The organism is Terrisporobacter petrolearius, assembly GCF_020748185.1.
Lineage (GTDB): Bacteria > Bacillota > Clostridia > Peptostreptococcales > Peptostreptococcaceae > Terrisporobacter > Terrisporobacter petrolearius.
This window is the reverse complement of sequence record NZ_JAHZMO010000005.1, coordinates 127236-151965: the sequence shown is the minus strand read 5'-3', so window position 1 is coordinate 151965 and position 24730 is coordinate 127236. Positions and strand designations below refer to the sequence as shown.

At 30.9% G+C, this 24730-nt stretch carries 20 protein-coding genes, 1 pseudogene and 2 riboswitches; of the genes and pseudogenes, 20 read left to right on the top strand and 1 reads right to left on the bottom strand.

Annotated elements, in window-relative coordinates; genetic code table 11:
* The first annotated feature begins 67 nt into the window (after nucleotides 1–67).
* The 20 genes and pseudogenes from K0040_RS05140 (at nucleotide 68) to K0040_RS05050 (ending at nucleotide 22851) form a co-directional block, all read left to right on the top strand.
* Nucleotides 68–1021, top strand: coding sequence for a siderophore ABC transporter substrate-binding protein (locus K0040_RS05140; RefSeq protein WP_228107869.1), 954 nt, complete (start codon nucleotides 68–70; stop codon nucleotides 1019–1021).
* A gap of 342 nt (nucleotides 1022–1363) precedes the next feature.
* A complete protein-coding gene (locus tag K0040_RS21450) occupies nucleotides 1364–1447 on the top strand; it encodes a hypothetical protein (RefSeq protein WP_369123725.1) in 84 nt (27 codons plus the stop codon).
* A 152-nt stretch (nucleotides 1448–1599) separates the two neighbouring features.
* Nucleotides 1600–3009 carry an AmmeMemoRadiSam system protein A gene (gene amrA / locus K0040_RS05135; RefSeq protein ID WP_228107868.1) on the top strand — a complete coding sequence of 470 codons (1410 nt, stop codon included), beginning with the start codon at nucleotides 1600–1602 and terminating at the stop codon, nucleotides 3007–3009.
* Between the two features lie 415 nt (nucleotides 3010–3424).
* Nucleotides 3425–4096 carry a LacI family DNA-binding transcriptional regulator gene (locus tag K0040_RS05130; protein WP_228107867.1) on the top strand — a complete coding sequence of 224 codons (672 nt, stop codon included), beginning with the start codon at nucleotides 3425–3427 and terminating at the stop codon, nucleotides 4094–4096.
* Between the two features lie 42 nt (nucleotides 4097–4138).
* Nucleotides 4139–5080, top strand: coding sequence for an ROK family glucokinase (locus tag K0040_RS05125; RefSeq protein WP_228107866.1), 942 nt, complete (start codon nucleotides 4139–4141; stop codon nucleotides 5078–5080).
* 296 nt (nucleotides 5081–5376) lie between these two features.
* Nucleotides 5377–5479, top strand: a riboswitch (glycine riboswitch).
* A 274-nt stretch (nucleotides 5480–5753) separates the two neighbouring features.
* On the top strand, nucleotides 5754–7034 hold the full coding sequence (locus K0040_RS05120; protein ID WP_228107865.1) for a glycine/sarcosine/betaine reductase component B subunit: 1281 nt from the start codon (nucleotides 5754–5756) through the stop codon (nucleotides 7032–7034).
* Between the two features lie 13 nt (nucleotides 7035–7047).
* Nucleotides 7048–8355 carry a glycine reductase complex selenoprotein B gene (gene grdB / locus K0040_RS05115; RefSeq protein WP_228107864.1) on the top strand — a complete coding sequence of 436 codons (1308 nt, stop codon included), beginning with the start codon at nucleotides 7048–7050 and terminating at the stop codon, nucleotides 8353–8355.
* 79 nt (nucleotides 8356–8434) lie between these two features.
* Nucleotides 8435–8605 (top strand): annotated as a pseudogene (locus K0040_RS05110) (glycine/sarcosine/betaine reductase complex selenoprotein A); the annotation flags it as partial.
* A 235-nt stretch (nucleotides 8606–8840) separates the two neighbouring features.
* Nucleotides 8841–8941, top strand: a riboswitch (glycine riboswitch).
* Between the two features lie 175 nt (nucleotides 8942–9116).
* Nucleotides 9117–9479 carry a GrdX family protein gene (locus tag K0040_RS05105; protein WP_074920049.1) on the top strand — a complete coding sequence of 121 codons (363 nt, stop codon included), beginning with the start codon at nucleotides 9117–9119 and terminating at the stop codon, nucleotides 9477–9479.
* A 142-nt stretch (nucleotides 9480–9621) separates the two neighbouring features.
* Complete coding sequence (locus K0040_RS05100) at nucleotides 9622–10902, top strand: glycine/sarcosine/betaine reductase component B subunit (RefSeq protein ID WP_228107863.1); 1281 nt, start codon at nucleotides 9622–9624, stop codon at nucleotides 10900–10902.
* Nucleotides 10903–10919: 17 nt separating this feature from the next.
* Nucleotides 10920–12221 carry a glycine reductase complex selenoprotein B gene (gene grdB / locus K0040_RS05095; protein WP_465244996.1) on the top strand — a complete coding sequence of 434 codons (1302 nt, stop codon included), beginning with the start codon at nucleotides 10920–10922 and terminating at the stop codon, nucleotides 12219–12221.
* Nucleotides 12222–12391: 170 nt separating this feature from the next.
* Nucleotides 12392–13330 carry a thioredoxin-disulfide reductase gene (gene trxB / locus K0040_RS05090; RefSeq protein ID WP_228107861.1) on the top strand — a complete coding sequence of 313 codons (939 nt, stop codon included), beginning with the start codon at nucleotides 12392–12394 and terminating at the stop codon, nucleotides 13328–13330.
* A gap of 94 nt (nucleotides 13331–13424) precedes the next feature.
* Nucleotides 13425–13742: a thioredoxin TrxA gene (gene trxA, locus K0040_RS05085; RefSeq protein WP_228107860.1), complete on the top strand. Its 318-nt coding sequence runs from the start codon at nucleotides 13425–13427 to the stop codon at nucleotides 13740–13742.
* 186 nt (nucleotides 13743–13928) lie between these two features.
* Complete coding sequence (gene grdA / locus K0040_RS05080; protein ID WP_083399446.1) at nucleotides 13929–14399, top strand: glycine/sarcosine/betaine reductase complex selenoprotein A; 471 nt, start codon at nucleotides 13929–13931, stop codon at nucleotides 14397–14399.
* Between the two features lie 91 nt (nucleotides 14400–14490).
* Nucleotides 14491–17058: a glycine/sarcosine/betaine reductase complex component C subunit beta gene (grdC, locus tag K0040_RS05075; RefSeq protein WP_228107859.1), complete on the top strand. Its 2568-nt coding sequence runs from the start codon at nucleotides 14491–14493 to the stop codon at nucleotides 17056–17058.
* A 224-nt stretch (nucleotides 17059–17282) separates the two neighbouring features.
* Complete coding sequence (locus K0040_RS05070; RefSeq protein WP_228107858.1) at nucleotides 17283–18089, top strand: formate/nitrite transporter family protein; 807 nt, start codon at nucleotides 17283–17285, stop codon at nucleotides 18087–18089.
* A 258-nt stretch (nucleotides 18090–18347) separates the two neighbouring features.
* On the top strand, nucleotides 18348–19259 hold the full coding sequence (locus K0040_RS05065; protein ID WP_228107857.1) for a sulfite exporter TauE/SafE family protein: 912 nt from the start codon (nucleotides 18348–18350) through the stop codon (nucleotides 19257–19259).
* Between the two features lie 427 nt (nucleotides 19260–19686).
* A complete protein-coding gene (locus K0040_RS05060; protein WP_228107856.1) occupies nucleotides 19687–20694 on the top strand; it encodes a proline racemase in 1008 nt (335 codons plus the stop codon).
* Nucleotides 20695–20769: 75 nt separating this feature from the next.
* A complete protein-coding gene (locus tag K0040_RS05055) occupies nucleotides 20770–21651 on the top strand; it encodes a sulfite exporter TauE/SafE family protein (RefSeq protein ID WP_228107855.1) in 882 nt (293 codons plus the stop codon).
* 306 nt (nucleotides 21652–21957) lie between these two features.
* On the top strand, nucleotides 21958–22851 hold the full coding sequence (locus K0040_RS05050) for a sulfite exporter TauE/SafE family protein (protein ID WP_228107854.1): 894 nt from the start codon (nucleotides 21958–21960) through the stop codon (nucleotides 22849–22851).
* Between the two features lie 99 nt (nucleotides 22852–22950).
* Here the strand turns inward: K0040_RS05050 and K0040_RS05045 are convergent, their stop codons facing one another.
* The gene (locus tag K0040_RS05045) at nucleotides 22951–24657 is read right to left on the bottom strand and encodes an ABC transporter ATP-binding protein (RefSeq protein ID WP_228107853.1); all 1707 of its coding nucleotides are present in this window, start codon (nucleotides 24655–24657) and stop codon (nucleotides 22951–22953) included.
* Between the last annotated feature and the right edge of the window lie 73 nt (nucleotides 24658–24730).

Below are 24730 nucleotides of genomic sequence, written 5' to 3'. Positions count from 1 at the left end.
AAATGCCAGTAAAAAAATATAAAATAAATGATAATGATTATCTATATAAAAAAGGAGAGATGACAAAATGAACAAAAAAATAGCACTAATAATTAGTATAGTACTAATAGCAATAATAGGTATATTCTCAATAGGAATGAAAAAACAAAAAGATACTGACTCAAATAGCAAAGCAACAACTAAAATATCAGTGACAGATGCTAATGGTGAAAAAGTTGAATTAAGTAAAAATCCGAAAAGAGTAGTAGTATTTGATTATGGAGTGGCAGATATATTAAAAAATTTAGATGTTGAGATAGTTGGACTACCTAAGAGTGGAACTTTGCCAGAAATATTATCAGTTTATGCAGATGATAAATACGCAAATGTTGGTGCTTTAAAAGAGCCTGACTTTGAAGCAGTAGAAGCATTAAATCCAGACTTAATAATAATAGGAGGAAGACAGGCAGAGCAAATAGATTCATTTAAAGAAATAGCGCCAACAGTATACTTAGAAGTAGATGGTCAAAACTATATGGATTCATTTTCAGCTGTTGCAACAGATATAGGAAATCTATTTGATAAACAAGATGAAGTAAAAAAAGCATTAAATGAAATAGAAAAGAAAGTATCTGATTTAAAGAAAGAAGTAAGTGAAAAAGGAGTATCAGCTTCAGTAGTTATGGCAAATGAAGGTGGAGTAAGTTTATTCTCACAAGCTTCAAGATATGGAATAATATATAGTGACTTAGGATTTAAACAACTAGATAAAAATATAGAAGAATCTACTCATGGACAACAAATAACATTTGAATATTTCTTAGAAAATAATTCAGACTATGTGTTTGTTGTAGATAGGGGAGCAGTAACAGGTAAAGGTGAAAGTGCGAAAACTTTATTTGATAATGAAATAATGAACAAAACAGATGTTGCTAAAAATGATAAGATAGTATACTTAGATTCTGCAGTATGGTATACAATGACTGGTGGTATCGAATCAACAAACATCATGATAGATGAAATAGCAAAGGCAATAAAATAATACACTTATCTGATTAAAAATTAAGATTATAATGCAAATAAACTTTAAAGACTATGAAAATTACCTAAATTTCATAGTCTTTTTTACATTTAAGGAAATTATAGTTAAGTTTACGCTGTTGATAAACTCTGGAATCAAGTTATATCAAGTCATTTAGGAAATGTAAAAAATGTATTTTTGAGCAACGGAGTTGCCTAAAGCGATAGCGAAGGCATCTCGTTGGCGACATGAGCGAAGCGAATTTTTTACTTATAAATACTAAAAAATTTAAGTGATTTAGTTTTTATGATATATTATTTAATAATGAGTATATTTATATAAAGAGATAGATGGGAATGGAAAATAGACACTTGGGAGATAGGCGGTCATTCACTTGGTGGGGTGATAGTATCAAAGTATGGAAGTACTCATGATAAAATTAAATAATAAAATTTGAACCTTATTATAGAAAAAAAGAGGGTATCTTGGTACAATTCTAAAACATCTATAATAAGGATTTTTTTGTCTTGAAAAATATTACTTAAAAAAAGGCAAAATAATAAGATGATATATTCTAAATATAAAGCGAGGTGTATATTATGGAAAACATATTAAGATATTACTTAATGCCCCATCCACCATTGATAATCCCATCTGTAGGTAAGGGGCAAGAAAGAGAAATACAAAACACTATTGATGCTTGTAATCAAGTAGGAGAAGAAATAAGTAAATTAGAGCCAGAAACTGTGGTAATTATAACTCCTCATGGAACTATGTTTTCAGATGCTCTTGCAATTTCCAATGAAGAACACATAAAGGGAGATTTTAGTCAATTTAGAGAATTTGACACTTACATAGAAGGAAGAATTGACAAAGAATTTAATGAAGTGCTTATCGATACTTGCAATAGACAAAACATATCGGTAGCAGGGATAGATTCAAATATTTTAAAAAAATTCAATAGAAAATATGAACTAGATCATGGAGCCATGATACCTATGTATTTTATAAATAAGTATTATAAAAAATACAAAATAGTTCATGTTACATATGCAGCCCTTAGCCATATTGAGTTGTATAAGTTTGGTATGGCAATAAGAGAAAGTGCTAAGAATTTAAATAAAAAGATTGTGTTAATTGCAAGTGGAGATTTGTCTCATAGATTAAGTGAAGATGGGCCTTATGAGTATTCTTCAGAAGGTTCAAAATTTGATGAATTATTGTTAGATAACTTACAAAAAGGTGATGTGTTAAGCATATTTAATATGGATAAATATATGGTAGAATGTGCAGAAGAATGTGGGCTAAAATCTGTATTTATAATGCTTGGAGCTATGGAAGGAGAAAAAGTTAGAGGTAAATTATTATCTTACGAAGGACCCTTTGGAGTAGGATATGGAGTAATGGCTTTTCATAATGAGTTAAACAACCATAGTAATTTTGAACAATTAATTAATATGAAAAAAGAGCTTTATAGTAAAAAATTATCCAACAGTAACTTATATGTAAAAATAGCTAGGGAAAGTTTAAATCATTATTATACTTATGGTCATTTTATAGCAAAACCAAGTGAATTACCAAAAGAACTTAGCAAAGAAAAGGGTGGAGTATTTGTATCTTTAAAAAAATTTGGAAATTTAAGAGGTTGTATTGGAACTCTTTTGCCAACAACAGATTCCATAGCGGAAGAAATAATAAAAAATTCAGTGGAAGCTGCCGTTCATGATCCAAGATTTCCAAGTGTTACAGAAAATGAGTTATTAGATATAGATATATCAGTAGATGTACTTAGTAGACCTCATAAATCTACAAAAGAAGAATTAGACCCTAAAAAATATGGAGTTATAGTTATTCAAGGTCATAAAAAAGGATTATTGCTTCCTGACTTAGAGGGAGTAGACACTGTAGATTATCAACTTCAAATAGCTTGTGAAAAAGCTGGAATAAATCCAAAAGAAGAATATGAAATAGAAAGGTTTCAGGTAACAAGATACAAAGAAGGTGAATAGATGGAAGAAAAGCTAAGATTTTACAAATAGGAAGACAGTTGTATAGAATGCTATCTTTGCCCTCATAGTTGCTTTTTAAGTGAAGTAAAATACGGAGTATGCAAAATTAGAATTGTAAAAAACAATATACCTATTGTCCAAACTATGGATATTTACACAACAAATTCTCATGTAAAAGGTGATAAGTGCCCTAATTGTAAGGAATATATAAACATAGTATTTTAAAACAAGGTCCTCTTTTTAAGTAATTAGGAAATAAAAAAGAGGGCTTTTTTAGTGCAGAAATAGTAAAGATTTTTGTATGAGAATAAAACTTCCTAAGTAGAAGTATTTGATTATAACTTAAAATATAATATAATGAAGAAGAATATAGTTACAATAAATTAAAAATGTTATATAAATTGAGGAGATGAGGATGAAAGTTACAATTAAAGATGTAGCCAAAGAAGCTAATGTTGCTGTTTCTACAGTATCTAGAGTACTTTCAGATAGTAGCAAAATTAGTAAAAAGACAAAAACAAAGGTTTGGGACGCAGTAAAAAAACTAAACTATGTTCCAAATGAAATGGCAAGAGGTCTGGCAAACAAAAGAACGAAGATATTAGCAGTAATTATACCACAATGGATTTGTGATTCCTTTTACCATCCTTTCTTTCTTCAAGTTTTTAGAGGTATAAGCAATTGTGCAAAAGATAGAGATTATTTTATTATGTATGCTTTTAAAGAAGATGATGATACCTGGATTAATAGGTTCATACAAAGTAACTTTGTTGAAGGAATTTTATTATTTCATGAGGAAGAAGATAAAGTTACTACTGAGTTTTTAAAGGATACAGAGTTTCCTTTTGTTTCAGTAAGTATAAATCAAGATTTAGAAAATGCACTGTTCTTTGAAGATGAGGATGAGAAGTCCATACATGAGGCAAATGGAAAATATTTAGGCCAATATGTAGCTAAAATAATGATGGATAAATTGGAAAGTAAAGATCCAGGTGAAAAATACTATATAATAAACACAAAGTTAATTGAAAAAGAATCTTTAGTAGATAAAATGAAAAGTAAGGTTTTATATAATAGAAATATTTAAAGTTAAATCAATCAATAAATATAGCAAATAGGAGGGGTATATATGAAGAAATATTCGTTAGGAATTGATATAGGAGGAACTACAGTAAAACTTGGTTTATTTAATATTGAAGGTGAATTATTGCATAAGTGGGAAATTGAAACTAGAAAGATAGATAATGGAAAATATATTTTATCTGATATTACAGAGTCTATAAATAGCTTATTAGAAGAAAGAAATATATCTAAAGATGAATTATTAGGAGCAGGAGTTGGAGTGCCAGGACCTGTGAAAGATGATAGAACTATATTGGGAAGTGTAAATTTAGGATGGCAAGTATTTAACGTGTCAATAACTTTAGAAGAATTATTGAGAATTCCTATAAAAGTGGCAAATGATGCAAATATTGCTGCACTAGGTGAAATGTATAAGGGTGGAGGAAAAGGATACAAAAATATGATAATGGTTACTTTAGGAACTGGAGTAGGTGGAGGAGTTATTATAAATAATAATGTAATAGCTGGATACACTGGTTCTGGTGGCGAGATTGGTCATATGAATGTTAATCCTCATGAAAAAATAAGTTGCAATTGTGGTAGAAAAGGTTGTTTAGAACAATATGCTTCAGCAACTGGAATAGCAAGATTAGGAAGAGAAATTTTAGAAAAAGAAAGTTGTGAATCTAAATTAAGAAATATTGAAAATATTACAGCTAAAGATGTATTTGATTTTGCCAAAGAAAATGATGAATTGTCTGTTAGAGTTGTAGAGAAGTTTAGCTCTATATTAGGTCGCGCTTTATCAAATATATCTTGTATTTGTAACCCAGAGGTTTTTGTTATAGGTGGTGGAGTTTCAAAAGCGGGAGATATGTTATTGGAGAATATAAAAAAACATTACTCACAAAATGCTTTCCATGCAACTGCCGATACAGAGTTTAAATTAGCAACATTAGGAAATGATGCAGGTATATTTGGAGGAGCAAAATTAGCAAGTGAAATTTAGTTAGGATACTAAAAATATTAATGTAATGAAAGTTGTGAAATAAGGAAATACTATATTTGAAGCTTAGTTTAATGACTTAACCACATATTAAAAAGGAATATCACGGATAAGGTTTTACTTGTACTGTGATATTCCTTTTTTATTGTTATAAAAAATTAGAAAACTTATTGAAAATTATAGAAAATATTTATATAATATAAGTAATATAAAAATAATTTATAAAACAAGTGTAAAAAATTTTTATATCCTATTTTTCTAATAAACAAATATGTTATTAAAAATACATATTATAAAGGTTGATTACTGCGGGAGAGACTTATTAAATTAAGAGCCGAAGGAATAATTTAGTGCTAAGCGAGTGCTTAAGATGATCTCAGGCAAAAGGACCGTAGCAGGACTTAACTCTGGAAAGCAAATAATACAACAGGATAAAGCATATTGCACCGAAGGGGCAACTCTTTTAGAGGAAACTCTCAGGTTAAATACAGAGCAGAAAGCTATCTTACTTTCTGCTTTTTTTGTTGCAAAATTTTGATATTTTAACACATCTGTCCCATGTCGCATATAAATTATTTCAAAAGATTTAAATAAAAAAGATTTATAAGTCTTAAATGGACTTTTAAATAATCATGTTAAACCTAGTTAGAAATTAAAATATTTGGAGGTGATTATTTTGAAATTAGAATTAGGATATGTAAAGGTAAATGACATATGCTTTTCAGATGTTTCAAAAGTAGAAAATGGTGTTATCTATGTTAATAAGCAAGAATTAATAGACTTATTAATGGAAGATGAAAATATTAAATCTGTTGAATTAGAGATTGCTAGACCGGGAGATAGTACACGTATAATGCCAGTTAAAGATGTAATAGAACCAAGGGTAAAGGTTGAAGGACTAGGAGGAATATTCCCAGGTATGATTAGTAAAGTTACTACTGTAGGTAGCGGAAAAACTAATGTACTTAAAGGTTCAGCGGTAGTTACAACAGGTAAGATAGTTGGATTTCAAGAGGGTATTATTGATATGAGCGGCGAAGGTGCAAAATATACTCCATTTTCTAAGCTTTGTAACTTAGTAGTAGTTTGTGAGCCAATTGATGGATTAAAACAACATAACCATGAAGCAGCTTTAAGATTTGCAGGATATAAAGCAGCTATATACTTAGGAGAATTAGCTAAAGATATAACTCCAGATGAAGTAGAAGTTTATGAAACAGATTCAATAATTGAAGGATACAAAAAATACCCAGAACTACCAAGAGTAGCTTATGTGTATATGCTTCAAACGCAAGGTTTATTACATGACACTTATGTATATGGTGTAGATGCTAAGAAAACAATATCTACTTTGATTTATCCAACAGAAGTAATGGACGGAGCGATAGTAAGTGGTAACTGTGTTTCTGCATGTGACAAAAACACAACTTATCATCACGTAAACAACCCAGTTATTCATGATTTATTTGAAAAACATGGTAAAGAGTTAAACTTTGTTGGTGTAATAGTAACAAACGAGAATGTTTATCTTGCTGACAAAGAAAGATCTTCTAACTGGAGTGCTAAATTAGCAGAGTTCTTAGGAGTTGATGGTGTAATAATCAACGAAGAAGGATTTGGGAATCCAGACACTGACTTAATAATGAACTGTGAAAAGATAGAAGAAAAAGGAATAAAAACAGTAATAATAACAGACGAATATGCAGGTAGGGATGGAAAATCTCAATCATTAGCTGATGCTGATCCTTTAGCAAATGCAGTTGTAACAGGAGGAAATGCAAACGAATTAATTACACTTTCTCCAATGGATAAAGTAATAGGATATCCAGAGGTTGCAGATGTTATAGCTGGTGGATTTGACGGAAGTTTAAAACCAGACGGTTCAATAGTTGCAGAACTTCAAGTTATTACAGGATCTACAAATGAAATAGGTTTCAATAAATTAAGTGCAAGATAGGTAGAATGGGGGTTTGAAGATGATAAAAGTTGTTCAATATATAAATCAATTTTTCGCACAAATAGGTGGGGAAGAAATGGCTCATGTTAAACCTGAAGTGAGAGATGGTATAGTAGGGCCAGGTGCTGCTTTTAATGCAGCATTTAAAGGAGAGGCTGAAATAGTAGCTACAGTAATATGTGGAGACTCTTATTTTAATGAAAATTTAGAAGAAGCTAAAAAAGTAGTTTTGGATATGGTTAAGGAGTATAATCCAGATGTATTTATAGCAGGACCAGCTTTTAACGCAGGTAGATATGGTGTTGCTTGTGGAACAATAGCTACTGCAGTTAAAGAAGAATTAGGAATACCTTCATTAACTGGTATGTATGTAGAAAACCCAGGAGCAGATATGTTCAAAGACAAAGTTTACATGGTACCAACAAAAAACTCTGCAGTAGGTATGAGAGATGCTGTTAAAGTTATGGCACCTCTCGCTCTTAAACTGGCAAAGAGAGAAGGAATAGGTGCATCTATTGAAGATGGATATATGCCAAATGGTATAAGAAAAAATTTCTTTGACAAAGAAAGAGGATCTAAGAGAGCAGTAAATATGCTTATCAAAAAATTAAAAGATGAAAAATTTACAACTGAGTATCCAATGCCTGATTTTGATAGAGTAGCTCCAAATGTAGCAATTAAGGACTTATCTAAAGCTAAGATAGCTCTTGTTACTTCTGGAGGTATAGTTCCAAAAGGAAATCCAGATCATATAGAATCTTCAAGTGCATCAAAATATGGTAAATACGATTTAGAAGGATTTAAAATATTAAGTAGCGCAGATCATCAGACCGCTCATGGTGGATATGACCCAGTTTATGCCAACGATGATCCAAATAGAGTATTACCTGTGGATGTGATGAGAGAGTTTGTTGAGAAAGGTGTAATAGGAGAACTTCATAGATATTATTATGCAACAGTAGGAAATGGAACTTCAGTGGCTAATGCAAAAGGATTTGCGGCAAAATATGCAGAGGAATTGAAGTGTGATGGCGTTGACGCTGTAATTCTAACTAGTACGTGAGGCACTTGTACTCGTTGCGGAGCAACGATGGTAAAAGAAATAGAAAGAGCTGGAATACCAGTAGTACACATGTGTACAGTAGTACCTATTTCTTTAACAGTTGGAGCTAATAGAATAGTACCAACTATAGCAATACCTCATCCTCTTGGAAATCCAGCACTACCATTGGAAGAAGAAAAGAAAATAAGAAGAAATCTTATAACAAAAGCTTTTAAAGCATTACAAACTGAAATAGAAGATCAAACTGTATTCGAATAAAACTTAAATCATGTTTACATTGGGCAATATCTTAACTACTTGCCATGCTCAATGTAAACATATAAAAATAAAATTTAGATCAGGAGTCCAGTTAGGACTTCAAGTATATCATGCTTGTGAACCGGAAATAAAAAAAGAATTTGAACTAAATGTATATGATGATCAAATAGGGATGATGGAAATGGTACTTGATGTGGACGATATAGTTAATGAAATGACTACTATAAGAGAGCAATTTTGTAAGTACTAAAAGTTGAAAATAAAAGGTTATAAATAGTCATTCTTAACATATAAATTAATAAATATGAAAAAAAATAAATATATTGAAAAATATAAAAAAACTTGTTGCTTATTATAGAGATAATTAATTATAATCTAATTAAAATAGAAAAAAGTTATAAATAAATAGAAACTTTAAATGAATGAATAATAAGACCATTATTATATTGCACAATAATTAGAATAATACAATTATTATATTAAGGATGACTATTACGGGAGAGACTTGTAAAAAAGCGCCGAAGGAATAAGCCAACATTAAGCGGATGTTGGTGATGATCTCAGGCAAAAGGACCGTAGTACGACTTAACTCTGGAAAGCAAGACATCATTAAGTTTAATCTATAAATATATGCACCGAAGGGGCAACTCTATGCAATCTATGCAAATAGAGGAAAACTCTCAGGTTAAATACAGAGCAGAAAGCTAGGGGCTTTCTGCTATTTTATTGCAAAAAAATAGAACTGTTCTGGGGGGTATAAAATGATAATAACTAACAATAATAAAGTATATGAAAAATACAAAAGTGATTATAAGGTTTATTATAAGGAATGTTCTTTTAAAGAAATCTTACTTTATGTAAGAGATAGAATTCATGAAGGACATATACTGTTAACTCACCCTCTGTCTAGTAGCATAAAACCAAATGAAACTCCATATAAATCAGTCCTAATATCTGATTATAAAGAATCCCTAGATTATAAATCTTTGACAATTATTGAAAATGCAATTTTAACATATGACAAATTTAAAAAAGATAAAGATTACACTGTTGAATTAACCAATAGAATAGTAGATGATTTTAAAATTGTAGATTTATCAATAATTGAAAACGCCCTCAAGTAAATAGAGCATATTTAGCATAATTTGTCATTCCATAGAAATAGTAATATGTTTTAATAGCACTTATTTTGTGCTTTTAAATAAATACCTAGTTCAAGTAAATAAAATTTTTGTAAGTCAAATAAAATTTTTGGAGGTGATTTTTTTGAAATTAGAATTAGGATATGTAAAAATTAAAGACATATGTTTTTCTGATGTTTCAAAAGTGGAAGATGGAGTAATTTATGTTAATAAGCAAGAGTTAATTGACTTATTAATGGAAGATGAGAATATCAAATCAGTAGATTTAGAAATAGCAAAACCAGGGGATAGTATTCGTATTATGCCAGTTAAAGACGTTATAGAGCCAAGAGTTAAAGTTGAAGGGCCAGGAGGAATATTCCCTGGCATGATGAATAAGGTAACAACAGTGGGCTCGGGAAAAACTAATGTACTTAAAGGTTCTGCTGTAGTAACAACAGGGAAAATAGTAGGTTTCCAAGAAGGAATAATAGATATGAGTGGAGAAGGGGCTAAATACACACCTTTCTCAGGGTTAAATAACTTAGTAGTAGTTTGTGAACCAGTAGATGGTTTAAAGCAACATAATCACGAAGAAGCTGTAAGATATGCTGGATATAAGGCAGCTATATACTTAGGAGAGTTAGCTAAAGACATAACTCCAGATGAAGTAGGAGTTTATGAAACAGATTCAATAATTGAAGGATACAAAAAATACCCAGAACTGCCAAGAGTAGCTTATGTGTATATGCTTCAAACTCAAGGATTATTACATGACACTTATGTTTATGGAGTAGATGCTAAGAAAACTATATCTACTTTAATAAATCCAACTGAAATAATGGATGGAGCAGTAGTAAGTGGTAACTGTGTTTCTGCATGTGATAAAAACACAACTTATCATCACTTAAATAACCCAGTTATACATGATTTATTTGAAAAGCATGGTAAAGAATTAAACTTTGTAGGGGTGATCCTTACTAATGAAAACGTTTATCTTGCTGACAAAGAGAGATCTTCTAACTGGAGTGCCAAACTAGCAGAATTCTTAGGAGTTGATGGTGTAGTTATAACTCAAGAAGGATTTGGTAACCCAGATACAGACTTAATAATGAACTGTAAGAAGATAGAAGAAAAAGGAATAAAAACAGTTATAGTTACAGATGAGTATGCTGGTAGAGATGGAAAATCTCAATCATTAGCAGATGCGGATCCTTTAGCAAATGCAGTTGTAACAGGAGGTAATGCAAATGAAGTTGTTACTCTTCCTCCAATGGATAAAGTAATAGGATATCCAGAAGTTGCAGATGTTATAGCTGGTGGGTTTGATGGAAGTTTACAACCAGATGGATCAATAGTTGCAGAGCTTCAAGTAATAACTGGAGCTACTAATGAACTTGGATTTAATAAATTAAGTGCAAGATAGTGAGAGGGGGTTTGAAGATGATAAAAGTCGTTCAATATATAAATCAATTTTTCGCACAAATAGGTGGAGAAGAAATGGCTCATGTTAAGCCTGAAGTAAGAGAAGGTATAGTAGGGCCAGGTGTTGCTTTCAACGCAGCATTTAAAGGAGAAGCTGAAATAGTAGCTACTGTAATATGTGGTGACTCTTATTTCAATGAAAACTTAGAAGAAGCTAAAAAAGTAGTTTTAGAAATGGTTAAAAAATATAACCCAGATATATTTATAGCTGGACCAGCATTTAATGCAGGTAGATACGGTGTTGCTTGTGGTACTATAGCTACAGCTGTACAAGATGAGTTAGGGATACCATCTTTAACAGGTATGTATATAGAAAATCCAGGTGCTGATATGTTCAAACAAAAAGTTTATATGGTACCAACTAGGAACTCTGCAGTAGGTATGAGAGACGCGGTTAAAGTTATGGCACCTCTTGCACTTAAATTAGGCAAAAAGGAACCTATAGGAGCATCAAAAGAAGAAGGATATATGCCAAATGGTGTAAGAAAGAACTTCTTTGATAGTGACAGAGGATCTAAGAGAGCTGTAGATATGCTAATTAAAAAGTTAAAAGGAAAAGAGTTTACTACTGAATACCCAATGCCTAATTTCGATAGAGTAGAGCCGAACAAGGCTATTGTTGATTTAAGTAGTGCTAAAATAGCTTTAGTTACTTCTGGAGGTATAGTTCCAAAAGGAAATCCAGATCATATAGAATCTTCAAGTGCTTCTAAATATGGCAAATACGATATAGGTTCATTCAAACATTTAAGTAGTGTTGATCATGAAACTGCTCATGGTGGATATGACCCAGTTTATGCAAATGAAGAGCCAGACAGAGTTTTACCAGTAGATGTTCTTAGAGAATTTGAAGAACAAGGTGTAATAGGAAGTTTACATCAGTACTTCTATACAACTGTTGGTAACGGGACTGCAGTTGCAAATGCTAAGAAGTATGCTGGTGAAATAGCTAAAGAATTAGTTGCAGATGGTGTAAATGCTGTAATCTTAACTTCTACGTGAGGTACTTGTACTCGTTGCGGTGCAACGATGGTAAAAGAAATAGAAAGAGCTGGAATACCAGTAGTACACATGTGTACAGTAGTTCCTATTTCTTTAACAGTTGGAGCTAACAGAATAGTGCCAACTATAGCTATACCTCATCCTCTTGGAAATCCAGCATTATCATTAGATGAAGAAAAGAAAATAAGAAAAGAGTTAGTTACAAAAGCATTAAAAGCTTTACAAACTGAAGTTGAAGACCAAACTGTATTTGAATAAAAACTCGATTTGCTTGAGCGACGTGTAGGTGAAACACTTCATGTGGGCAACAAGATGATGACTTTACCACTTTAAGCTACTGCGTGGGCGCTATGAAATTTTAGGCAACCTTGTTGCTCAAATTCAAGATTTTAGAATCTAAAAATTTTATAATATGGGATGGGGATATAATGAATAAAATATATGATGTTATTGTCATAGGAGGAGGTCCAGCAGGACTTTCAGCTGCATTATATGCAGGAAGAGCAAGACTTAGTACTTTAGTATTAGAAAAGAAAAAAGAAGGTGGTCAAATAGCATTAACATCTGAGGTAGAAAACTATCCAGGATGTTTAGAAGGCGAATCAGGACCATCGTTAATTGAAAGAATGTATAAACAAGTATTACACTTTGGCGCTGAATTTGCTATTGATAGTATAGAATCAGTTAATTTAGAAGGTTCAGTAAAAGAACTAAAAGGTAAAAAAGACACTTATCAAGCTAAAACTGTAATAATAGCTACAGGTGCATCATCAAGACCAATAGGTTGTGCAAATGAAAAAGAATATATAGGAAAAGGTGTATCATATTGTGCTACATGTGATGGATCCTTCTTTGAAGATTTTGATATATATGTAGTTGGTGGTGGAGACACAGCAGTTGAAGAAGCAATGTTTTTAACTAAGTTTGGAAGAAGTGTAACAATAATACACAGAAGAGATGAACTTAGAGCGGCTAAATATATACAAGATAAAGCATTTAAAAATCCTAAGATGAAGTTTATGTGGGATACAGTAGTTAAAGAGGTATCAGGAGATGGAATATTAAGTACTATGGTTGTTGAAAATGTGAAAACAGGTGAATTAACAACTATAGAAGCTGACGAAGAAGATATGACATTTGGACTATTCGGATTCGTTGGTTATGTTCCAAAAACAGATATGTTTAAAGATATGTTAACTATGGAAAAAGGTTATATAGTAACTGATGAAAATATGAAAACGAATATAGACGGAGTATTTGCTGTAGGAGATGTTAGAGTTAAGTCTCTAAGACAAGTGGTAACTGCGGCAGCAGACGGTGCTATAGCAGCTGTTCAAGCTGAAAAATATATAGAAAATTTGTGCTAATTGAGGTAAGGAGCTGTCTTTAAGACACATGTGGGCGAATTATTTTGCTTCGCTACAGACAACCACCTTGATTAAATAAAAAGGAGGTAAAAAAATGTTAGTAGTAGATAAAAATACTTTTAAAACAGAGGTCCTTGAAAATGAAGGATATGTATTAGTAGATTTCTTTGGCGATGGATGTGAACCATGTGCAGCTTTAATGCCTACAGTTGAGGCTTTAAGTGAAAAATATGGAGAACAATTAAAGTTCACTAAATTAAATACAACTAAAGCAAGAAGACTTGCTATAAGTGAGAAAATATTAGGTTTACCAGTTATTGCCATATATAAAGATGGAGCTAAAGTTGAAGAAGTTGTTAAAGAAGATGCAACTGAGGAAAACATCGAAGCAATGATTAAAAAATATCTATAAAATTGGCTATGCTCATAGATCCAACGATTTCTCTTTGAGCCACGTGTGGGCGTTATGAAATTTCAGATAACGACCTTGCTTAGGATATTTATAAAAAATTAGTTTATAAGGATGATGGATGTGTGACGGTAAATTAGTTATATGTCTGTTGTTAAAATAAAAAAATAAGGACAGGAGGTATTTCTAATGAGTATATTAGAAAATAAGAAAGTCATCATAATAGGTGACAGAGATGGTATTCCTGGTCCAGCAATAGAAGAATGTGTTAAGACAGCTGGTGGAGAGGTTGTTTTCTCTTCAACTGAATGCTTTGTCTGAACTGCTGCTGGAGCAATGGACCTAGAAAACCAAAAAAGAGTAAAAGAATTTGCTGAAGAATTTGGTTGTGAAAATGTTGTTGTTATGTTAGGTGCTGCAGAAGGTGAAGCTGCAGGACTTGCTGCAGAAACTGTAACTGCAGGAGACCCAACATATGCAGGTCCATTGACAGGAGTCCAGTTAGGACTTCAAGTATACCATGCTTGTGAGCCACAAGTAAAAGAAGAATTTGATGCTAGTGTTTATGATGAGCAAATAGGTATGATGGAAATGGTATTAGATGTTGATGATATAGTAGGTGAAATGTCATCTATAAGAGAACAATTCTGTAAATATTAAGAAAATCTACAAAGATTAAAATAATTTAGCTAATCGATAAAGAGTATTTGAACTTTTATCGATTAGCTAATTTCAAAATAGGGGGAACAATATGAATAGTGTATTAAAAGCAGCAGGATACATACTTGCTCATACTCCTGATATGGTAATTCATAACGGGACTACTCAAACTACTGAGAGAGTAGTTAATCCAGATTCTGAGTATTTAAAAGTATTAAAAGATCATTTAAGAACTTATGATGAAGTGGTAAAATACCCACCAAATCAAGCCTATATAGGAAATATAACTCCAGATGAATTATCAAAATATGCAATGCCTTGGCATGATAAAGAAGCTCCAAACGCAAGTAAATATGGTAAGTTTGGAGAAATAATGCCACAAGAAGAATTTATAGGATTAATGCAAATATGTGATGTATTTGATTTAGTTAAATTAGAAAAAAACTTTGCATCTTTAAGTAAAAATTTATTAATCGAGAATAAACTAATTTCATCTGATTTAGTTGGACAAATTAAAGAAGGTGAAGAATTAAATACTATAATGAAATTTATAGAAGAAGAGCATGCGGAGCCTTTATATAATAATGGAGAAGTAGTAGGTTGTGTAAAAAATGCTCATGATGTAGATACTAACTTATCTGCGCATGTTCTGTTTGAAAACTTAGTATCAAAAGCTTCTTGTGCTTTCTCTATAATTAATATGCTTGATAAAAATAATATAAATAAAGATGACATAGATTATGTTATAGATTGTTGTGAAGAAGCATGTGGTGATATGAATCAAAGAGGTGGAGGAAACTTTGCCAAAGCTGCTGCTGAAATAGCAGGACTTAATAATGCTACAGGATCAGACGTTAGAGGATTCTGTGCAGGACCTGCTCATGCTATGGTTCATGCTGCGGCTCTTGTAAAAAGTGGTACATTCAAAAACGTAATAGTTTGTGCTGGTGGTTCTACTGCAAAACTTGGTATGAACGGAAAGGACCATGTTAAAAAAGGTATGCCAATACTTGAAGATATGGTTGCTGGATTTGCAGTATTAGTAAGTGAAAACGACGGCGAAAGCCCAGAAATAAGAAATGATATTGTGGGACGTCACACTGTTGGAACTGGTTCTTCTCCTCAAGCAGTAATTAGCTCTTTAGTTAGTGAGCCACTTGAAAAAGCTGGATTAAAAATAACTGACATACAAAAATATTCTGCAGAAATGCAAAACCCAGATATAACTAAGCCAGCAGGAGCTGGAGACGTACCTAACGCTAACTACAAAATGATAGGTGCCCTAGCTGTTAAGATGGGTAACTTAGATAGAAAAGAATTACCTTCATTTATAGAAAAACATGGTATGGTAGGTTGGGCTCCAACTCAAGGACATATACCATCAGGAGTACCTTATCTAGGATTTGCTAGAGAAGATATAATGGCAGGTAGTGTTAAAAATGCCATGATAGTTGGTAAAGGAAGTTTATTCCTTGGAAGAATGACAAATTTATTTGATGGTATTTCATTTGTAATAGAAGAAAATCAATCTAAGAAATTCCAAGGCTTAGAACAAGATGAAGAAGTAGATGTAAAAATACCTAAAATAGCGATAACTACTATAGGAAGTGAACATGGTGAAAAAAATGTTATAGAAGGGGCTTTAAAAGCTATTAAATCAAACATTTCTGTTACTACTATAGGTAGTGAGTCTGCAGAAGGATTAAAGCATGTTAAAACTGATTGTGAAAAAGAAGCACATGAATTAATGGAAAATCTTTTAGATAGTAAAAAAGTTGACGGTGCAGTAACTATGCACTATCCATTCCCAATAGGTGTATCTACTGTAGGTAGAGTAATAACTCCTGAAAAAGGAAGAGAAATGTTTATAGCAACTACTACAGGAACTTCTTCTGCTGATAGAGTAGAAGGAATGGTTAAAAATGCTATCTACGGAATAATAACTGCTAAAGCTTGTGGAATAAAAAATCCAACAGTTGGAATAGCTAATGTAGATGGTGCTAGACAAGTGGAAATAGCACTTAAAACATTAAAAGGAAAAGGTTATGATATAAACTTTGCACAGTCTGACAGGGCAGACGGTGGAATTGTTATGAGAGGTAACGATTTAATGACAGCATCTGCTGATGTAATGGTTACTGATTCATTAACTGGAAACTTATTAATAAAAATGTTCTCTGCTTATAATTCAGGTGGAAAATATGAATCTGTAGGTTATGGATATGGGCCAGGAATAGGCAAAGATTTCAATAAATTAATAATGATCATATCAAGAGCATCAGGAGCACCAGTTATAGAAGGTGCAATCAAGTTTGCAGCTGAACTTGTAAGTAATGATGTTCACAACATATCAAAAGAGGAATTTGCAAAGGTTGAAAAAGTTGGATTTAGTGAAGTTTTACAAGGATTAAAAAAATCTAAACCTCAAGTATCTGAAGTAACTGAAGAAAAGGTAGAAGCGCCTGAAAAAGAAGTTGTAACAGAGCAAATATCTGGAGTAGATGTAATGGATTTAGAAGATGCAGTGAAAGTTTTATGGAAAAATAAGATCTATGCTGAAAGTGGAATGGGTTGTACTGGACCGATAGTACTTGTTAGCCCTGCTAATGTAGATAAATCTAGGGCGTTACTAATAGAAGCAAAATTTATAAGTGAATAATATTTATGAAAAAGTTGTATCTTAGTAGATGTGAATCTGCTAAGATACAACTTTTCTTATATAAAAATATAAAAATAACAAAACACAAATATAAAATTTTTATACTTGTATATAAGTTTTTGTTTTAAAAAATATTTAAAAATATAAACTAATGTGATAAAATAACAATGTTGTATACAAAGTACAAATTAAAATTATAATCAACAAAAGAATAGGAGAAAAAAATGAACCAAGAAACATTAGACTTATTAGCTCATAAAGCTGAAGTTAAAGTTGAAACACTTAATGATAGCAAGATAAAATATATAGTTTCATCTATTTTTGCAGGTATGTTCATAGGTTTAGGATGCATACTAATATTCACTATAGGTGGAATGTTCCATGCATCAAATTTTTCAGGGACTAATTTATTAGTGGGAATATCTTTCTCATTTGCTTTAAGTATGGTAATACTATTAGGATATGAGTTATTTACAAGTAATACAATGGTTATGGTTGTGGGATCTTTAGCAAAAGCAGTTAGTGTAAAAGATACTTGTAGAATATTATTATATAGTTATGGTGGGAATTTATTAGGAGCAATTTTAGTATCAGGTTTATTTATTGGAACTGGTATGGGAAGCACAGGATCAACTATAGAGTACTTTGCTTATGCAGCTGCTCATAAAATAGAGACAGGATCAGTTCAGTTGATATTCCAAGGAATACTATGTAATATTTTAGTTTGTGCATCTGTTTTAGGTGCATACAAAACTAAGGATGAAGCAGGTAGAATATTAGTCGTATTTCTTTGTCTATTTGCATTTGTTACAAGCGGATTCCAGCATTGCATTGCAAATATGACAACATTAATAACTTGTCTTTTATCACCATTACCTAATACAGTAACAATAGGTGCAGCAGCATATCACATATTATTTGTTACAATTGGTAATATAATAGGTGGAGGATTATTCTTAGGAGCAGGAACTTACTTATTATCTAAGGAAAAAACTAAAAAGAATAAAGAAGAACTAAGCAAAGCTTGTTAATTGATATAAAACCTTTCTTGAAGATGGTCAAGAAGGTTTTTTTTTTTAGAATTTTATGTATTATATATCTTAAGATGAAATATAAAATTCAACTTTTTAATAAATTTATAGCTATGCTTTTAATGTTTTGATTACACAAATTGTATAGATAACATAGTGTTTTAGGTTAAATAAATTCTTTATAAATAAATATTCTAAATTAAATGAATAATACATATATATAAGAAAATAAAAAATGAAAAGGAGGGAATGTTAGTTATGTTAAACGCTATAAGGGTAGTTTGGGCAGTATTAATGACATTTTATTACTATGTGTTTATTAAAGATTACAAGCAAGTTAAGTTATCGGGTGAACTAGATGATGTTAGCGTAGGAAAAGTAAGCGTTGTGGGATTTATCACTAATTTCTTTGATACTTTAGGTATAGGCTCCTTTGCACCTACAGTAGCATTTAATAAGTTCTTGAAAATGGGCGTGAGAGACAAGGATTTACCTGGACTATTAAATGTTGGGGATACTTTACCAGTTATGTGCGAAGCGGTGATATTTACTACAGTTATAGATGTTGAACCTATAACATTAGTAACAATGTTAGTAGCATCAGCAGTAGGTTCTTGGCTAGGTGCTGGTATAATATCTAAATTGGATGAAATTAAAATTCAAAAGATTATGGGAATTGCTTTATTAGTAACAGGCGTTTTAATGACTTTAGGTGCATTAAACTTAATGCCTGGTGGTGGAGAGGCTATAGGTCTTACGGGAATAAAATTAGGTATAGGGATTGTAGGTAACTTTATACTTGGAGCATTAATGACGGCAGGTATAGGACTTTATGCACCATGCATGGCTTTAGTTTATTTTTTAGGAATGTCGCCAGCAGTTGCTTTTCCAATAATGATGGGATCATGTGCTACATTAATGCCAGTATGTTCAGTTAAATTTATTAAAGAAGGAGCGTATCCTCGAAAAGCTGCATTATTACTTGGATTATTTGGAGCAATAGGAGTATTTATAGCTGCATATATAGTTAAATCATTGCCACTTAATATACTAAGATGGTTAGTAATTGCAGTTATATTATATACTTCTATATCTATGCTGATTTCATCATATAAGAAAAAAGACTCTGAAAATAAAAGCAGTACTGAAAACAATGAAAATGATAAATAAAAAAATAACGATTGTATATAAAAAAATAATAAAAAGATGCAAAATGCATATAAAAATTAATAAATAAATACAAAACGAGATAAAATTAATATTAAATATATACCATACTTCCTACGTATGGTATATATTTTTTGTAATAAAAAAGCATTATAGAAAAATGTGAAAATTTTGTTGAATAGTTGAGATTAATTAACTATAATGAAAATAGGTAAATAGATGAGTTGTAAAAAATGGTCGATTAATGACTGAAAATTTACATTTTTTACGGTGATGGTATTCGCGCTATATATACATTTTATTGTCAATTTATTAACGTTAAGAAGTAAATGTAGATGCTGAAACCGTTTTTTTATCTATTTATCATAGATTAATTCAATAAATATATTATAAATATTTATTTTAATAATGATTTTAGGGGGACAGGCAAATGAAATTTTCAAGAAGCATTCAAGCAATTGACTCTCATACTATGGGAGAACCAACAAGAATAGTTACAGGAGGAATTCCTAATATAAAAGGTAATACTATGGCTGAGAAAAAAGAGTATTTAGAAAAAAATCTTGACCACTTAAGAACAGCTATAATGTTAGAACCAAGAGGACATAATGACATGTTCGGTTCAATAATAACTCAACCTTGTGATCCAACTGCTGATTTTGGTATCATATTCATGGATGGTGGAGGATACCTAAACATGTGTGGACATGGTTCAATAGGAGCTATAACTGCTGCTATAGAAACAGGAATGGTAGATATGGTAGAGCCAGTTACTCATGTTAGAATGGAAGCTCCAGCAGGAATGATAGAAGCAGAAGCTAAAATAGTAGATGGAAAAGTTAGAGAAGTATCTTTCGTAAATGTTCCAGCTTTCTTATACAAAAAAGACTGTGAAATAGAAATGGCTCCATATGGAAAAATAAAATTTGATATATCATTTGGAGGAAGTTTCTTTGCAATAGTTCATGCAAAACAATTTGGTGTTAAAGTTGAGGCTAAAAATACTCAATTATTAAATAACATAGGTATGGAAATGATGGAAATAGTTAACAGAGAAATATCAGTACAACATCCAACTCTAGATCACATAAAAACAGTTGATTTAGTTGAAATATACGATGATCCTACTCATCCAGAAGCAACTTACAAAAACGTTGTTATATTTGGACAAGGTCAAGTAGATAGATCTCCATGTGGAACAGGTACAAGTGCTAAACTTGCTACTTTATATGCTAAAGGGGAAATAAAAGAAGGAGAAAACTTTGTATACGAAAGTATATTAGGAACTCTTTTCAAAGGTAAGATAGTAGGTCTTGAAAAAGTTGGTGAATTTGATGCAGTAAGACCTGAAATAACTGCAGCAGCTTATATAACAGGATTCAATCATTTTGTTATAGATGATGAAGATCCAGTTAAGTATGGTTTTATATTAAAATAGCATCTAATTCAATAGCTTAATTAAGATTTCAACTATAAATATAATAATACAAAATGAAATAGGGGGAATCATATTATGGTTAATATTGTAAGAGTAATTTGGGCCATTATAATGTCTGTATATGGATACTTCTTCATAAAAGATTACAGACAAGTATCTGCAGCAGGTGAATTGGATGATGTAAGTGTAGGAAAAGCAGGTTTTGTAGGTTTTGCTACAAACTTCTTTGATACATTAGGGATAGGATCATTTGCACCAACAGTTGCATTGAACAAATTTATGAAAATGGGAGTTAGAGATAAAGAACTTCCAGGACTATTAAATGTTGCTGATACTCTTCCAGTTATGTGTGAAGCAGTAATATTCACTACAGTTATAGAAGTGGATCCAGTAACACTAATATCTATGCTTGCAGCAGCAGCTTTAGGTTCATATCTTGGAGCTGGTGTAATAGCTAAAATGGATGAAGTAAAAATCCAAAAAGTTATGGGTCTTGCACTATTAATAACTGCTGTATTAATGTTATTAAAACAACTTGGATTAATGCCAGGTGGTGGAGATGCAATAGGACTTACTGGAGTTAAGTTGGTTATAGCTGTAGTAGGTAACTTTATACTTGGAGCATTAATGTCTGCTGGTATAGGATTATATGCACCATGTATGGCATTAGTTTATTTCTTAGGAATGAACCCACAAGTTTCTTTCCCAATAATGATGGGATCTTGTGCAACATTAATGCCAGTTGGATCAGTTAAATTCATAAAAGAAGGAGCTTATCCAAGAAAAGCAGCTTTAGTAATTGCTTTATCTGGAACAGTAGGTGTATATATAGCTGCAAAGTTTGTTAGTAATTTACCAATGGATGTGTTAACTTGGTTAGTTATAGCTGTTATATTCTATACTTCAGCATCTATGTTGATAGCTGCTAATAAAGCTAGTAAAAAAATAGAAGCATAATTAAAATTAAGTGATTGCAATGTATTTTAATAAAAATATACCACGATTTATCGTGGTATATTTTTTATGTACAAAAAAAATTACTAATATAAACTTTGTTAAATAAAGTGATATCAATGTATACAAAGTTATGCAAAAAAATTTTATGCTCAAAAATAAATTTATGTAAATATTAATAAATTAATTGAATAACTTTTAACAAATTACTATAATAATAAAAAAGGTAAAAGTTTGACAGTTTGAAAAGTACTGTTGAACTGTATTTTGCACTAAAAATAAAAGATAAATTTTAGGGGGAATTAACCAATGTTATTAGCATTAAGAGGAATTCTATTATCTTTAATGGGTGTTTATTATTACACGTTCTTTAAGGATTTTAGACAAGTAAAGGAAGCAGGAGAATTAGATAGTCCTTCTGGGGTGAGAGTTGGAGCCCTAGGCTTGGTAGCTAACTTCTTTGATACGTTAGGAATCGGCTCATTTGCACTTATAGTAGCCGCAAACAAATTTTTTAAAATTGGCATAAAAGATAAAGAACTTCCAGGATTCTTAAATGTTGGATGTTGCTTACCAGTTATGTGTGAAGCGTTTATATTTACTACAGTTATTGAAGTAGATCCTGTAACATTATTCTCTATGCTAATAGCTGCAGCTGTAGGTTCTTATATTGGAGCAGGAATAATAGCTAAGATGGATGAAGCAAAAATACAATTAGTAATGGGACTAGCTCTTTTAGCTACATCAGTATTAATGTTTTGTAGTAAAATGGGATACATGCCAGGAGGTGGAGATGCAATAGGGCTTTCTGGAGCAAAACTTGTTATAGGTTTTGTAGGTAATGCAGTTCTTGGAGCATTAATGACAGCTGGTGTTGGGTTATTTGCACCATGTATGGCATTAACTTATTTCCTAGGATTATCACCACAAGTTACATTCCCAATAATGATGGGATCTTGTGCGATGTTACAACCAGTATCTTCTGTTAAGTTTATAAAAGAAGGAGTTTATCCAAGAAAAGCTTCATTAATAGTAGGCTTATGTGGAGTGGTTGGTGTATTTATAGCAGCATTTATCGTTAAGTCATTACCAATAGAAACTTTAAAATGGGTTGTAATGGCAGTTCTTGTTTACACTGGAGCTAGTATGATATCTGGTGCAATGAAAAACCTAAAAAAAGAATCTGAAGTAGTTACAGAATAATTTATAAGTAAATTTATTATTTAATATACTAAGAGGTTGAATCAATGATTCAACCTCATTTTAATTTGAGTAAGATAGTTGTATAAAGTGAATTATTTATTAAGCTATATTATCGCTTTGAATGGTATATAAACTATAGAAATATCCTTTTTGATTTAATAGATCATAGAAACTACCCATTTCAATGATTTTTCCATTTTTCATCACAATAATTTCGTCATAATTAATTAAAATACTTTTGATTAACTTATGAGTTACTGTTATTAAAGTTAAATCATTTAGGTCTAAAAGGGATTTCTCCAAGTTATAAGCTGTTTCATTATCAAGGGCAGAAGTAGATTCATCTAAAATTAGTATTTGTGTATTATTTATTAAAGCTCTTGCAATAGCAATTCTTTGCTTTTCACCACCTGATAATTTATTTCCATTTTCACCAACTAAAGAATTAATTCCTTTAGGTAATCTATTAATCAATTTACTTAATCCAGATCTTTCACATGAACTTAAAATTTCATCATCACTATGATTAGAATAAAGTCTTATGTTTTCTTTTATGCTATCATCAAACATAAATACATTTTGTTGAATCATAGAAATATTTTTATATAAGTCAGAGCTATAAATATTTTTTAAATCATTATGGTCAATAATTATTTTTCCTTCATAATCACTATAATATCTCATTAGAAGCTTTATCAAAGTACTTTTACCAGATCCACTTTCACCAACAATAGCATACTTTTTATTCTTATTTATTTTTAAATTAATATCATCTAAGGCTTTTCTTTCTTCGCTATAAGAAAAGTTAAGGTTTTTAATTTCTATAGAATTTGTAAAATTATCTAACTTGGTATTTTCAAAACTATCTTTAGTATCTTCTAAAATATTTTCTATTTTATTAGCGATAAGGGATACAGACCTAATTTGATTTATTAATGATATACTCAATTTTACAGGACCAACAATATGAGTGCTTAGTTGAATGATTATTATAGCAGTACCAACAGTTATACTTTTTTTGTACATAAGATATCCACCAAGAAGAAGAACTCCTAGATAAATAGTAACGCTAAATGACAAAGAAAACCCTCTTATTATTGCCTCTAAAACAGAGTAATTTTTCTTAGAAGTTTCCACGTTATTTGATGCAGTATTAAAAATCTCGTTAATTTTATTACTTATATTAAACCCTTTAATTACTTCAAATCCAGAAAATAAATCTTTTGTAACTGAAGTGACCTGCTCTAAATTTTCAGAGTACTCATTTTTTTGAAGAACTAATTTTTTTGATAAAGCATTGGGGATAATAAACCCTAAAATTCCAAAAATAGAAATAAAAATTACTATACTTGGACTAATTGAAAATAATACAACTAATGAAATTGTAAAGGATATAATACATGATATAACTTGGAAAAGATTATTAAAAAAGCTATCTTCTATGATTTTTATATCATTATATAAAATAGAAATATATTTTCCGCTGTTATCTAAAGAAAAGTCTTTTATATCCTTATTTATTACTTTAGAAAAAATGTCTGTTCTAAGATAATTTACAGTATTTTTAATATAGGAAGACATAACAAGACCATCTATATATTCTGTTACAAACATAATTATTATTAAAGATATACTAGTTACAGTAATAGTTGAAAACTTACTACTGTCACCACTTGCAAATATATCTACTATAAACCCCATTAGAAAATCAAAGCAAATACTTGATAGAGCAACTAAAGAGATGGTTATTATTCTACATAAAAATTGATATTTATACTTTAATGTATATTGCCATAAAGTTTTCATAATGCCTCCTTAAAATTTTAATATGATAAATTTTAATACGTTAAGATTTATTATACATGTATTTTGTTGAATT